Origin of the sequence: Rhodococcus sp. AW25M09, assembly GCF_000333955.1 — a bacterium.
Taxonomy (GTDB): Bacteria; Actinomycetota; Actinomycetes; order Mycobacteriales; family Mycobacteriaceae; genus Rhodococcoides.
Window position 1 is genome coordinate 1 of record NZ_CAPS01000113.1, and the last position, 12,768, is coordinate 12,768.

Here is a 12,768-nt window from a genome sequence, read left to right on the forward strand (position 1 = left end):
CTCCGCCTAGCCCCACTGGGTCGTTCCGCAGGCTCCACTCCCGCGGCTCCGCCTAGCCCCACTGGGTCGTTCCGCAGGCTCCACTCCCGCGGCTCCGCCTAGCCCTATTGGGTCGTTCCGCAGGCTCCACTCCCGCGGCTCCGCCTAGCCCCACTGGGTCGTTCCGCAGGCTCCACTCCCGCATAACACCCAGTCTGTTTCGCTCGACCCGAAGCCCGCCCGCCCGCTCCCCTGACCGCTGTGCATGAACTACGTCACGCCCGTGACCGGAATATGCAGCTCGCGCGACGGGGGTGTGCGGGGCGGGTTTCGTTGTCACCTAAGATGACTCGTCGTGATCGACGCAGACTCTTCCCACGGCCCGGCTGGCACTACTACGGTCAGAATCGCTCGATGGACGCCGGGCGGGTGCGTGTGGTGCGGTAGCACCGACAGCGTCGAGACCTTCCGGAACGAGCCGCGCTGCGGCCTGTGCCGCGAGAAGGAAGCTGTCATAGACGAGGCCAAGCAATTCATCGGAATGTACGGCCTGCGGCCTCTGGGAGGGACGCTCGCGTCCGAGGACGAGGAGGAGCGGGAGTACCGCGTAACCGCTCGCGATGCCCGTGAGGTGCTCAACCGCATCCGTCTCGAGAAGCTGCCCGATCCCGCTGCCGTGCGCAAAGCGTTGCGTCCCAGGGCCGCTGCAGTGGTGAACGCACCGGCGTCGCCGTCGGCAACTCCTGCCAAGGCACCTACCAAGAAGTCGCAGGCCGGTGTCACCGGAATCGACGCGATCGAACTGCAGGCCCGCGTGGAGAAGTTGCTCGTCCAACTGACCTCTGTCGATGAGCAGATCAGCGCGCTCGACGGAGTGCAGGGCCTCCCGGCGCGGGCGCGTATGAAGGACCTCGAGCGGCAGCGAACCACTGTGCTGACAACTCTGGCCGCGCTCGAGAAGGCTCGTCGCCGTACCACCTGACCCACGTAGTCTGATCGAGTGCTGAGCAAGCGTTCGATCTCCCGGCAGGTGCTCGACGCCACCTACGCGGTCGTGTTCGTTCTGCTCCTGCTGCCGTCGACCCTGAGCGGAGTATCCGGTTCGCCCGGCGCGGGTGTGCTGGCGGGTTTCGGCGTCGCGCTGGCTCTCCGGCGTCGTTCACCGCGATGGTCGTTGGTACTCGCTTGGGTGCTTGCCGTCGTACAGATGGCGAGCCAGGTACTCCCGCTCTCGGCGGACACCGCGATCTTCGCAATTCTGTATTGCTCGGCCGCATACGGCGACAGCGTCGTTCGACGCGTCGGGCTCGCCTCGGCCGTCATCGGCGGGGTGATTGCGGCGCTGTACCTGGTGTACGTGGGCGGCGATCCGTTTGCCCCGGTCACGGACGCCGGCTTGCAAGAACCCTCACTCGCGCAGTTCGCCCTCCTGCTTGTGGGCTTGTGGGCCATGCTCGGGCTGTCCTGGTCGCTCGGCCGTCTCGCGTACGCACGACGCAGCGCCATCGAATCCGCGCACGCGCGCGAACTCGCGGAAGTACATCAGGCCCGCGCCGAGCACGAAGTCGCAATCGAGCAGGAACGCAACCGAATTGCCCGCGACATGCACGACATCGTGGCGCATTCGCTGGCCGTGGTGATCGCGCAGGCCGATGGCGCACGCTACGTGCGCGCCGTCGACCCCGCCGCCGTCGACACCGCACTGACGACCATCGCCGACACCGCCCGCGAGGCGTTGTCCGACGTTCGGGTTCTGCTGGGCCAACTTCGCCACAGTCAGGGCGATCTACCGACCCCGACGGCGGGAGATCTGGAGCGTCTGCTCGACCAGATGCGCGCGACCGGTCTGAATATCGACTCGGAAATCGACTCCACCGAGGTCTCGTTGGGCGCAGCAGGCCACTTGGCGTTGTATCGCATCACGCAGGAGTCGTTGACCAATGCGCTGCGTCACGGCGACGCCGACCAGCCGGTGCGCGTCGCCATCGAATCCGACTCCGCAGGCGTCGAACTGACGGTGCGCAACCGAGTGCTCCCCGGGCGTCCGGCTGTGGAATCCTCGGGCCACGGAGTAGCCGGAATGAAGGAGCGTGCCAGCCTCTCCGGTGGCGTGTGCACTGCGGCCGGCGACGGCTCGTCATGGACTGTCACCGCATGGTTACCGGCCACCACCCCCTCGACGAAGGGCACCACGTGAGTTCCGATCGCATCACAGTCGCACTGGTCGACGATCAGCAACTGTTCCGGGCGGGCATCCGCATGCTCATCTCCTCGCAGGCCGATCTGGAATTCGTCGGCGAGGCAGGCAACGGCGCCGAGGCCGTCGAACTTGCCGCGTCGGCGACACCTGACGTGATGCTCATGGACGTCAGGATGCCGGTGCTCGACGGTATCGCCGCAACCGAGCAGATTCTGGCGGCCTCGGACAGCCCTCCGCGTATTCTGGTGCTCACGACGTTCGATCTCGACGAGAGCGCCGCGAGGGCGATCCGTTCGGGGGCAAGTGGATTCGTACTCAAGGACGCGGACCCGGAATTCTTGCTCGCCGCGATCCGCACGGTGCACGCGGGCAACTCGGTCATCGCGGCGTCGGCGACGACAGGGTTACTGGCGCATTTCACGCCGACGCCGGTGGTCCCGACGGTGCCGCCCGAGTTCGCGACCCTCACTGCGCGAGAGAAGGAGCTCTTCGAGCTCACGGCCCGCGGGTTGAGCAACTCGGAAATCGCGGCCATGGAGTACCTGAGCGAGGCGACCGTCAAGACCCACATCAGTCGCATCTTCGCCAAGCTCCATCTGCGTGACCGAGTGCAGTTGGTGGTCTACGCCTTCGAGCACGGACTGAACTCACCTTGACCACGCGAGACTGACGCGCGCGTCATCCTGCAGATGTACGAGGCAGCTACTCGCGCCTGATTACTTCCCGTCCGCCCGCTCATAGCGTTGTGGGCATGACAACAACGCTCCGCCCGGTCGCCCGGGCATTCCAGGTCAGCAAGCATTTCGGCGATCCGTCCAATCCGGTGAGCGCACTCGACAACGTTTCTCTCGACATTCACAGCGGCCAGTTCACCGCCATCATGGGGCCATCCGGCTCCGGCAAATCAACGCTCATGCACGTCATGGCGGGGTTGGACAATGCCAGCTCCGGTCATCTGATGTTGGCCGGTGCAGATATCACCTCGGCCAACGACGACGCTCTGACGACCTTGCGGCGCAAGCAGGTCGGCTTCATCTTCCAGTCCTTCAATCTTGTTCCCACCCTCGATGTTCGGGGCAACATCGAGCTGCCGTTCGAGCTCGACGGGCGCGCACCCACTGCGCAGGAGTCGGCCTGGATCGAGCAGCTCATCGACACCCTGGGACTGCAGGGGCGGGTGAACCACCGTCCGCATCAGCTCTCGGGTGGACAGCAGCAGCGCGTGGCGATCGCGCGTGCACTGGGTACCCGGCCGCATCTGATCTTCGCCGACGAGCCCACCGGCAACCTCGATTCGCGTACCGGCCGTGAGGTTCTCGGACTTCTCGCCGCGGCTGTGCGCGAGTACGGCCAGTCGATCGTCATGGTCACCCACGATCCCATCGCGGCCAGCTACGCCGATCGCATCGTATTCCTCGCCGACGGCCACATCGTCAACGAATTGGGGCGGTCGAGTGCGGAGCAGATTTCGAGCTACATGCTGGGAATGGAGCACGCATCATGAGTGGGTTGACTTCGGCTCAGGCGTCGAAAGAGCACGGTGCCAGCATTCTGGTGACGTCGTTGGCGTCGTTCTTCGGTGTGGTGTTGATTCAGGCGACGGCATTTCTGGTCGATATCTTCGGGGATACGGACGGGGCTGCCATCACCGCGCTGTACAGCGTGGCGTTGGTGTTCATCGGTCTTGCGTTGTACGTCGCGGCGGTCGTCACCTCGAACACGTTCGCGACGATCGTCGCCGGGCGCACCCGCACCATCGCACTTCTTCGACTGTTGGGTGCTCGCTCGCGTGATCTGCGTCGATCGGTAGCGAGGGAGGGCCTGGTGGTCGGATTGTTCGGCGGCGCAGTCGGTATGGTCGTCGGCATCGGTGCCAGTCATCTGGCCCGCGCCGTTGCAGTCTCGGCCGGGCAGTTGCCGGATGTTTCGTACACGACTGTTCAGCCGCTGGTCATACTGCCGGTCGTGGTCGTGGTGCTGACGACGACCCTCGCCTCGTACGTCGGTTCTCGGAAGGTACTGGATGTCACGCCCGTTCAGGCAACCGGAGGTGCCGTCGACTCGGGCGTGGAGACCCCCAAATCGCGTCGGATCAGGACGGCTCTGTCGATTGTGCTGATCGCCGGCGGGGTGGCTCTGCTCGGGATCGGGATCCTGATCGGGATGGTGAACCCGAGCGGCGTGCTGGTGGCATTTCTCGGTGGTGCCGCGTCGTTCACCGGAATCATGGTCGGGGCTTACCGCATCATGCCTGCGGCGCTGCGCCTGGCCGGAAGACTCTCCGGCCGTGGTCCGGCAGCACGACTGGCATCCGCCAACGCAATTCGCTATCCGGATCGAAGTACCCGCACCGCGGTGGGATTGCTGATCGGGGTGACATTGGTGACCACGTTCGCGGTCGCGATGTACAGCTACCGGTCGATGCTCGTCGACGAGTACGACGAGGCAACCGTCGGCCAGGTGCTCACCGTGACAGTGGGAATCATGACCGGACTCATCGGTTTCTCGGCCGTCATCGCGGCGGTCGGGATGGTGAACAATCTGCTGCTGAGCATTCTGCAACAGACCCGTGAGATCGGCCTGCTGCGTGCACTCGGATTCACCCGCAAACAGATTCGGGCAATGATCGTCGCGGAGAGCACACAGATGGTGGTCGCGTCGATGGGCTTCGGCTTGATCCTCGGCATCGGGTACGGCTGGGCTGCAGCACAATCGCTGCTGGGCTCACTGGATTCCCGTGGGCTCACCGCACCCACCCTGCCGTGGGCGGTCATCGTCGGAACGGTGCTGTGCGGCGGACTCCTCGCACTCGGTGCCTCGTTGACACCCGCACGACGTGCCAATCAAATCTCGCCGGTTCTCGCGTTGGCGGACGCTTGATCTCGAGGTCGATAGTGATTTGCGATGCCCAGAGCGCGGCGATACAGACCGTCTTGCAATGATGGCGGCGCAATGACTTCCGCGTCTTTGCCAAGTTGCCACAGAGCCCACTCTGCGTGTCGCTCGTCCTGAAAGGTCAGCGTGATTCGCAGCCGACCGTCACCGTCGAGATCCTCGTCGGTGACGGTCAGTGCGGTGTTTGCGAGTTCTTCTCGGCGCGTGGGGTGAATGCGGGCCGATACCGTCATCTGCGCGTCTCCGTTTCTGAATCGGGCGCTGCGCTCGTTCCACATCCGATCGAGACGCACGTTGTCCGGGCGTTGCGCCGGCTCGGTGAGCACGGCAGCCTCTTCTACCCGCGAGAGTCGGTAGGTACGGTCTTCGCCGTTTCGGGTGGCCAGCAGGTAGCCCTTGCCTCGCACGGTGACCAGGCCGATCGGATCCACGTTGCGCCACTGTGCATCTCGGCCGGTCGGTGCGTAGAGGATTCGCAGCTTCTTTCCTTCGAGCACAGCTCGGCGCACGGAGTCCATGACGGCGACGGGAATCTGCTCGGTAGCAGTGCGACGAGACAACAGATCCGCCTCGGGCTCGATGAGGAACCGGCGCGCTGACGTTCGGGCTGTGTCGTGATGGCCGTCGGGCAACGCGTCCATCACCTTTCGAAGTGCCGACGCAACTGCCGAACCGAGTCCGAGCGCATGGTCTCCGTTCTTCGAACCCACGGCAGCCAGCAATGCCAGGGCCTCGTCGTGGTTCAGGCCAGGAAATTCGGACCTGAAGCCGGGTAGCAGAGCGAACCCTCCCAGCCTGCCGCGTTCGGCGTATACGGGAACGCCCGCGGTCGAGAGTGCGTCGATATCCCGCAGCACGGTGCGCGTCGATACTTCCAATTCGGAAGCGATGGCGTCGGCCGTCATTCGACCTCCCTGGCGTAGCAACAGCACCAGGGAGACCAGCCTGTCCGCGCGCATGCGAAGACCGTACCGAAATACACGACAGCAGGTGTCGTGATTTGCTGTCAGCCTTGTCTCGTATCAGTGCCGACACGAGACGGAGCGAAACACACCATGAAAAGAACTGCGATCAACCCTGTGCAATGGTCGGTGTCCCTCGGCTTCGACCAAGGCACGCTCGTCGACAAACACAGCCGGACTCTCCATTGCTCCGGCCAGACAGCCATGAACCACGACGGAGCACCCATGCACGAGGGCGACATGGCGGCGCAGTTGGCGCTCACACTCGACAACCTGGACGCTGTGTTGGCGGCGGCCGATATGTCCATGTCGAACGTAGTGCGGCTGGGCATCTACACCACCGACGTCGACCTGCTGTTCCAGCACTACGGTCCGCTCATGGCGAGACTCGCCGCGGCAGGCGTCACCCCCGCCACCACCATGCTGCAGGTGTCCCGGCTGGCAGTCCCTGGGCAGATGATCGAGATCGACGCGACCGCCGTCGACTGATCCCGGTTTTCGAACCGGCAAAACGAGACGCACCGGCGCGGTCGGCCGGCCACCCGTGCCGACCGACCGCGCCGAAATCGACTGCAGTATCGCACCAGGACCGCATCGGTCGATTCGAATACCCGGTTCACTGGCTCCGAGTAGTCAGCTCTCGCTCACTCGACCTGCCAGGATCAGCGCGAACCGGGATTCTGTGTCGGACCACAGATGCTCGACGCCGAATCCCGCGGCGGCCAGTTCCGCGGTGATGGTTTCGGGCCGGAACTTGGCACTGATCTCGGTGCGAAGGTCCTCGCCTGCATCGAAGTGAACGTCGAGATCGAGCTCGGCGATGTGCACGTCTTGCGGCGCGCGTGCTCGCAACCGCATCTCGATCCACTCGTCCTCGGCGTTCCACAGCGCGACGTGCTCGAACGCATCGGGATCGAAGTTTCCGCCCAGGCGAGAGTTGATCACCGACAGCACGTTTCGATTGAACTTCGCCGTGACGCCGGCTGCGTCGTCGTAGGCCGGTACGAGCACGGCCGGATCGATCACCAGCCCTACTCCCAACAGCAGGTGCTCCCCGGGATCGAGGGCATCGGCGATGGCTTTCAGGAATTCCCTACGCTCATCGGGGATGAGGTTGCCGAGAGTTCCACCCAGGAACGCGATAGTGCGTGCGTTGCCACTGGGTAGGTTCTGCAAGGTATCGGTGAAGTCGCTGACGATGCCGTTCACCTCGAGGGCCGGGAACTCCTTGGAGATCTGCTCGATGGCTCCTTCGAGTGCCGAGATGGAGACATCTTGCGGAACATACGTTTTCAACGAGCCGTGCTTGACTCCGGCGTCGAGCAGCAGTTTCGTCTTCTCCGACGAGCCCGACCCGAGCTCGATCAACATCGTGGATTCGGTTGCCTCGGCGATGTCGAGGGCATGATCTTCGAGCAGAGCGCGCTCGGTGCGGGTCGGGTAGTACTCCGGCAGTACGGTGATCTCTTCGAACAACTCGCTGCCCAGAGCATCGTAGAAGTATTTGGGCGAGAGCCACTTCGGGTCTGCGGTGAGTCCGTCTCGCACGTCCTTGCGTAATTCGTCGACCAATGTCGAATCTTCCAGATGTACTTCCACCGTGCTCATGACGCTCCTTTTGGGTTACAGGCCGGAAATGGTGAAGTCGGTTGTCGTGGCGACGATCATGCGGCGGTCGTCGATGGATAACCAGTCGGGGTGATCGTCGAGGGGCTCGGACGCGATCGTGACCGCGCCCTCGGTGCGCCGCACGGACAACGAGTGATACACCGCCGTGGCGTACAAGGTGTCGCCGTCCCCGAGCAGGAAGTTCAGCCGGGCGTCGGGCGATGTAGCCAAGACCCGCTGCACCAACATTCGCAGTGCGGACTCCGGATCGTTGGTGCGCAGCAGGTTTCGCAGCACGATCCACAGTGCGGCCGCATCGGTCGGCGCGGGCAACGCCAGCGCATCGATCGGCGGAATCTCGGACCACAGCTCTGCCATCGACTGCGGCCAACCGAACACCACGCCGTTGTGACTGAACGCCCAACGACCGTCGGTGAACGGGGCACAGGCACTGCGCTCGACCGGCATCCCCACCGTTGCCGAGCGTACCGCCGCGATCACCGACGTCGAGCGCACCTGTGGCAGCACATCATCGACCGCAGGATCGGTCCACATCGGCATCGGATTGCGGTAAGTGTGCGCGGACTTGTCATCGTCCCACCACGCGACACCGAATCCGTCGGCGTTGATGGTGCCGCCGCCGCGCATCTCGCTCGGCGCGAAAGACTGGGTGCGCAGCGAATGTTCGCCCTCCGTCAGCAGCGATCCGACCGAGGCGTCGACACCCACGTACCCGAGATGTCGGCACATTCAGCTGTGCTCCACGTCGCGGGCCAACCGGAACCCGCTGAAGATCTGTCGGCGAATCGGGTGATCCCAGTTGCGGAACGTGCCTCGGCACGCCACCTCGTCGGTACCGAACGAACCGCCGCGCAACACCTTGTAGTCGCCGCGCAGAAACACTTCGGAGTACTCGGCATAGGGGAACGCCTCGAATCCGGGATACGGCTCGAAGTCCGAGGACGTCCACTCCCAGACGTCACCGATGAGTTGGTGCACTCCGTCCGGAGACGCGCCGTCGGGGTATGCGCCGACGTCCGCCGGTTCGAGATGACGCTGATTCAGGTTGGCATGCACCGCAGTGGGTTCGGCGTCGCCCCATGGGTATGCCCGGCTGGTCCGTGTCGCGAAGTCGTAGCGCGCGGCTTTCTCCCACTCGGTCTCGGTCGGCAGGCGCTTGCCGGCCCAGCGGGCGTACGCATCGGCCTCGAACCAACACACGTGCACCACGGGTTGATGCGGACGCACCGGCCTGCGCACGCCGAAACTGCGACGCCACCACGTGCCGTCGGAATCGGACTCCCAGAACTGCGGGGCGGTCAGCTCGGCGTCGACGCGATGCTGCCATCCCTTGTCGGACCAGAGTTCGCGGCGTTCGTAACCGCCGTCGGCGATGAAATCCATGAACTGCGCGTTGGTGACCGGGGCTCTGTCGATCGCGAAGGTCGGCACATGCACTGCGTGAGCGGGCCGCTCGTTGTCGAGCGCCCACGGGTCGAGCGAGGTACCCATCGAGAACGACCCGCCCGCGATGATCGCTTCGCCGGATACCGGCACAGCCGGGGCCGGCGGCGTGGGAGCGGTCAGAACTGCAGGCCCCGAGCGCAGTTGATGAGTGGCGAGCATGGTCTCGTCGTGCTGCTGCTCGTGCTGGGCGATCATGCCGAACGCGAATCCGTGCTTTTCGACCGCCCTGCCCTCGAAAGTGCTGTGGTCGAGCACGTCCCAGGCTTTGTCTCGAACGGTCTGCACATATACGCGCGCCTCGTCCGGAGTGAGCAGCGGAAGGGAGGTGCGCGAGGAACGGGTGTGCTTGAACGCGTCGTACAGCTCGTCGATGTCGGGCCGCACCGGCTCACGGCCACCCACGTCGCGGACGAGCCAGAGTTCCTCCTGGCTCCCGATGTGGGCGAGATCCCACACCAGTGGACTCATCAGTGGCGAGTGCTGCGCCATCAACTCTGTCTCGTCGATGCAGTCGGTGAGTGCGGCACTACGGGCCCGACTACGAGTGAGGACCGTTTCGATCCTGTTCCTGAGCTGTTCGGGGCTCACACCGATTCCTTTCGACTCTGAAATGCCGGCGACGTTGTGTCGAACTCATCGGGAGGTAGGCCGGAGCGGCACCGGCGGGACGCCGTCGACAGTCGGTCGGCATACTCGCCGCTCGACTCCGCTGCGAGGTTCAGCAATTCGGTGGCAGCCGTGCGCAGGTCACGATCCGCCAGGCCGACGCGAGCCGCGTCGAGCCAACGTCCGGCCGTCCCTGATCCGATCTCGGTGGCGCGCGCGACGAGGTGCGGTGTGGACAACAGCGCCTCGAACGCCGCGGCAGGAACCACCCACTGCCCGTCCGGCTGGGCGTCGAGGTAGCGGATCTCGAAGTACCCACACGCTCGCACGCGGGGGAACAGAGTGGTCAGGTGATAATCGAGATCGCCGTACGTGGGCGCGCGTCCGACGACACCGGGATCGTCCAACCACTGCGCGAACGTCGTTCCAGCAGGCGCTTCCCAGTTCCGACCGACACCCTGTATACAGAGCAGCGGAACGTCGAGCGCCCACCGGGCGTAGTCGGCGATCGGGTCTCCGGTGGTCGGAACCGCCATTCTGCTGGAATCTGTTCTACTGGAATCGAGTTCGAGCCAGGTCCGCATTCGTTGCGATGTCCAGTTTCCTTCGGGTGCACCGGCGAGCTCCGGAGATCGGGCGAAGGCGGCCACGAACGCCGGGCCGATGACGTGGAGCATGTTCCAACGCGCGGCAACCTCGGCGCGATCACGGCCGGCGTCGACACTCACCTGCGCCGCAGCGGTATTGCACATCATCAGCTTGCCGTACGGACCGACGGTGGTGAATCGAGTCTCCATCGCACGATAGCGCGGTAGGACGAGAACTCGTTCGGGAGCGCGGGTGGCATCGGCCGCAGCAGCGAGGACCGTGATGCCGGCATCCGCGAGCATCTCGCGCAACAACTGGGCATCGTCGTCGAGCATCGGCGCTAGATGTGAAACGGATGTATAAGGCGAACTGGACAATTCGACTTGACCGCCGGGTTCGACGGTGACGATGCTTCCGCCCGGCAACGTCAGGGCGGGCGACTCGGGGTCGATACTGCGTGGGGCGTGTACACCGAGCGCAGAGGCCAGAGCAGAAACTGTTGGGCGCGTGCCGTCGCCCGAGGCGGTGAGCCATTCGAGTTCGGCACCGATGAGAGCCGGTGGCCCCAGCTTGAAACACACTTTCGACACGTATGCCTCGGCCGCTGGGCGCGAGCTCAGCTCGAGGGACTTCTCGTTGGAAGACACTGCTGTTCCTTCTTTCCGCACTCAACACGTTCTTCGCTACCGAACGTACCCAGCTGCGGGGATCGAAAACGCCGTGATCCCGCGTCCCATCGAGGCTACCGATTGTGCAACCCTGATGCCGAGAGTTAGCGACCGGAAGGACAGCCGATGCTCGATCACGACCGCATTCGCCGCGACACCCCTGGGGCGTCGGGTCGAGTATTTCTCGACAGCGCCGGATCCTCGTTGCCGCCCACCGTCGTCCTCGACACCGCGATCGCGCACCTGCGTAGAGAAGCAGAAATCGGCGGCTACTCGGCGGCGGCCGAACGAACGACAGACCTCGCTGCGGTCAAGACCTCGATCGGCACTTTGATCGGAGCGCCCGCGTCGAGCATCGCACTGAGCGATTCTGCGACGCGCGCCTGGACCGATTTCTTCTACTCGGTGCCGCTCTCCCCCGGTGACCGGATCCTGCTGTGCGAGGCCGAATACGCCAGCAACGCGATCTGCGCTCTGCACCGTGCCGAAGTCACCGGAGCGGTCGTGGAGGTGATTCCGAGCGACGAGTCGGGACGGATCGACGTCGACGCACTGCAGGACATGCTCGACGATCGCGTGAAATTGGTCTCGGTGGTGCATGCGCCCACCAACGGTGGCCTGATCAACCCCGCCCGCGCCGTCGCAGATCTCGCTCACCAGCACGGGGCAATCGTCCTGCTCGACGCCTGCCAGTCCATCGGGCAGATGCGCGTCGACGTCGACGAACTCGGCGTCGACGCACTGTCGGCCACCGGACGCAAATGGCTCCGTGGACCTCGCGGAACCGGATTTCTCTACCTGCGTCCAGGATTGGCGTCGACGCTGCATCCGACGGCCCTGGACCTGCACAGCGCGCAGTGGATAGACCGGCAGACATACCGCATGGCCGACGACGCCACTCGATTCGAGTTCTGGGAATGCGACGTCGCGGCCAGGCTCGCACTCGGTGCCGCCGTCGACTACCTACTCGAGCTCGGCATCGACCAGGTCGAAGAAGCCGTTGTCGAACGTGCCGAATACCTGCGGGCCGGTCTCCGAGAAATCCCCGGGGTGACCGTGCGCGACCTCGGCGACCGCAAGAGCGGCATCGTCTCGTTCACAGTGGACGGCGAGGAACCCGACGCGGTCCGTGACCGGCTCGGAAACCAGGGCGTGAGCGTACGAGTCAGCTACGACAGTTCGACGCGACTGGACATGACCGGCCGGGGACTCGACTCCGTGGTGCGAGCATCTCCGCACTACTTCGTCACCTTCGCCGAGCTGGACACGATGCTCGCTGCGCTCGCAGGTGAGTGACACTTCGTAGCAGGCGGGCTGTTGCGTTTTGGTACGCGTGAGGGCATGAACTGTTCGGCCGTGTGAGGTCGGTGCATGTGGCCGGGCCCGGTAGGGCCCGGCCACACTCGTTCAGGCAGGTGCTGCGGTGGGGGCTGCGGCGAGTTGGGTGAGGATCTTGCCGAGGTTGTGGACCGCGGCATGAAATGACCATTCGCTGCCCGCTCGGTCGAGTCCTCGGCCGGTGAATCGACGGAATCCGAGATTGTGTTTGGCATGCCCGAACGGTGTCTCGGCGATATGCGAGCGTTTCCGGTAGGTCGCGATCCCCTCCGGTGTCGCCAACCTCTCCCGCATCTTCGCGAGCGAACTCCGTTGTGCTGGTTGATGTTCAAGATTGCCGACGGTGTCTGCGGTGGTGCGTGCGGCGGCTTCGAGATCGCGCGTGGTACCGGTGGCGATCAACCGGTCCGGGCCGGGCGCATCGAGGTTGGCGTTCGAGCAGTACCCGGCGTCGAAG

At 64.7% G+C, this 12,768-nt stretch carries 13 protein-coding genes; 7 read left to right on the forward strand and 6 right to left on the reverse strand.

The window, feature by feature from the left end:
* Positions 1–334: 334 nt before the first annotated feature.
* The 5 genes from RHODMAR_RS21655 to RHODMAR_RS21675 all read left to right on the forward strand — a co-directional run bounded on the left by RHODMAR_RS21655 (position 335) and on the right by RHODMAR_RS21675 (position 5,059).
* The gene (locus tag RHODMAR_RS21655; protein ID WP_008718844.1) at positions 335–961 is read left to right on the forward strand and encodes a hypothetical protein; all 627 of its coding nucleotides are present in this window, start codon (positions 335–337) and stop codon (positions 959–961) included.
* 18 nt (positions 962–979) lie between these two features.
* Complete coding sequence (locus tag RHODMAR_RS21660) at positions 980–2,176, forward strand: sensor histidine kinase (RefSeq protein WP_008718847.1); 1,197 nt, start codon at positions 980–982, stop codon at positions 2,174–2,176.
* On the forward strand, positions 2,134–2,835 hold the full coding sequence (locus RHODMAR_RS21665; protein WP_051048229.1) for a response regulator transcription factor: 702 nt from the start codon (positions 2,134–2,136) through the stop codon (positions 2,833–2,835). Before RHODMAR_RS21660 ends, RHODMAR_RS21665 begins: the two co-directional genes overlap by 43 nt.
* A gap of 95 nt (positions 2,836–2,930) precedes the next feature.
* Positions 2,931–3,683 (forward strand): ABC transporter ATP-binding protein, encoded by a 753-nt coding sequence (locus tag RHODMAR_RS21670; RefSeq protein ID WP_042940070.1) that lies wholly within the window; start codon positions 2,931–2,933, stop codon positions 3,681–3,683.
* Positions 3,680–5,059 carry an ABC transporter permease gene (locus RHODMAR_RS21675; RefSeq protein WP_008718853.1) on the forward strand — a complete coding sequence of 460 codons (1,380 nt, stop codon included), beginning with the start codon at positions 3,680–3,682 and terminating at the stop codon, positions 5,057–5,059. The genes RHODMAR_RS21670 and RHODMAR_RS21675 overlap by 4 nt, the downstream gene beginning before the upstream one ends.
* On the opposite strand, the gene RHODMAR_RS21680 is transcribed toward RHODMAR_RS21675, so the two are convergent.
* Positions 5,023–6,033 (reverse strand): helix-turn-helix transcriptional regulator, encoded by a 1,011-nt coding sequence (locus RHODMAR_RS21680; protein ID WP_042940068.1) that lies wholly within the window; start codon positions 6,031–6,033, stop codon positions 5,023–5,025. The genes RHODMAR_RS21675 and RHODMAR_RS21680 overlap by 37 nt on opposite strands.
* 96 nt (positions 6,034–6,129) lie before the next feature.
* On the opposite strand from RHODMAR_RS21680, the gene RHODMAR_RS21685 reads away from it, so the two are divergent.
* Positions 6,130–6,525, forward strand: coding sequence for a RidA family protein (locus tag RHODMAR_RS21685; RefSeq protein WP_008718857.1), 396 nt, complete (start codon positions 6,130–6,132; stop codon positions 6,523–6,525).
* A gap of 144 nt (positions 6,526–6,669) precedes the next feature.
* Here the strand turns inward: RHODMAR_RS21685 and egtD are convergent, their stop codons facing one another.
* The 4 genes from egtD to egtA are packed head-to-tail and all read right to left on the reverse strand — an operon-like array spanning position 6,670 to position 10,952.
* The gene (egtD, locus tag RHODMAR_RS21690; RefSeq protein ID WP_008718859.1) at positions 6,670–7,644 is read right to left on the reverse strand and encodes an L-histidine N(alpha)-methyltransferase; all 975 of its coding nucleotides are present in this window, start codon (positions 7,642–7,644) and stop codon (positions 6,670–6,672) included.
* Positions 7,645–7,659: 15 nt separating this feature from the next.
* Positions 7,660–8,394, reverse strand: coding sequence for an ergothioneine biosynthesis protein EgtC (gene egtC / locus RHODMAR_RS21695; protein ID WP_008718861.1), 735 nt, complete (start codon positions 8,392–8,394; stop codon positions 7,660–7,662).
* Positions 8,395–9,699, reverse strand: a complete 1,305-nt coding sequence (egtB, locus tag RHODMAR_RS21700; protein ID WP_008718863.1) for an ergothioneine biosynthesis protein EgtB — start codon at positions 9,697–9,699, stop codon at positions 8,395–8,397. It abuts the gene before it with no gap.
* A complete protein-coding gene (gene egtA, locus RHODMAR_RS21705; RefSeq protein WP_008718865.1) occupies positions 9,696–10,952 on the reverse strand; it encodes an ergothioneine biosynthesis glutamate--cysteine ligase EgtA in 1,257 nt (418 codons plus the stop codon). The genes egtB and egtA overlap by 4 nt, the downstream gene beginning before the upstream one ends.
* Positions 10,953–11,099: 147 nt before the next feature.
* On the opposite strand from egtA, the gene RHODMAR_RS21710 reads away from it, so the two are divergent.
* Positions 11,100–12,269, forward strand: coding sequence for an aminotransferase class V-fold PLP-dependent enzyme (locus RHODMAR_RS21710; protein ID WP_008718868.1), 1,170 nt, complete (start codon positions 11,100–11,102; stop codon positions 12,267–12,269).
* Positions 12,270–12,380: 111 nt separating this feature from the next.
* Here the strand turns inward: RHODMAR_RS21710 and RHODMAR_RS21715 are convergent.
* Positions 12,381–12,768: transposase (locus RHODMAR_RS21715; RefSeq protein WP_008718869.1), on the reverse strand; the 388-nt coding region annotated here is incomplete at its 5' end.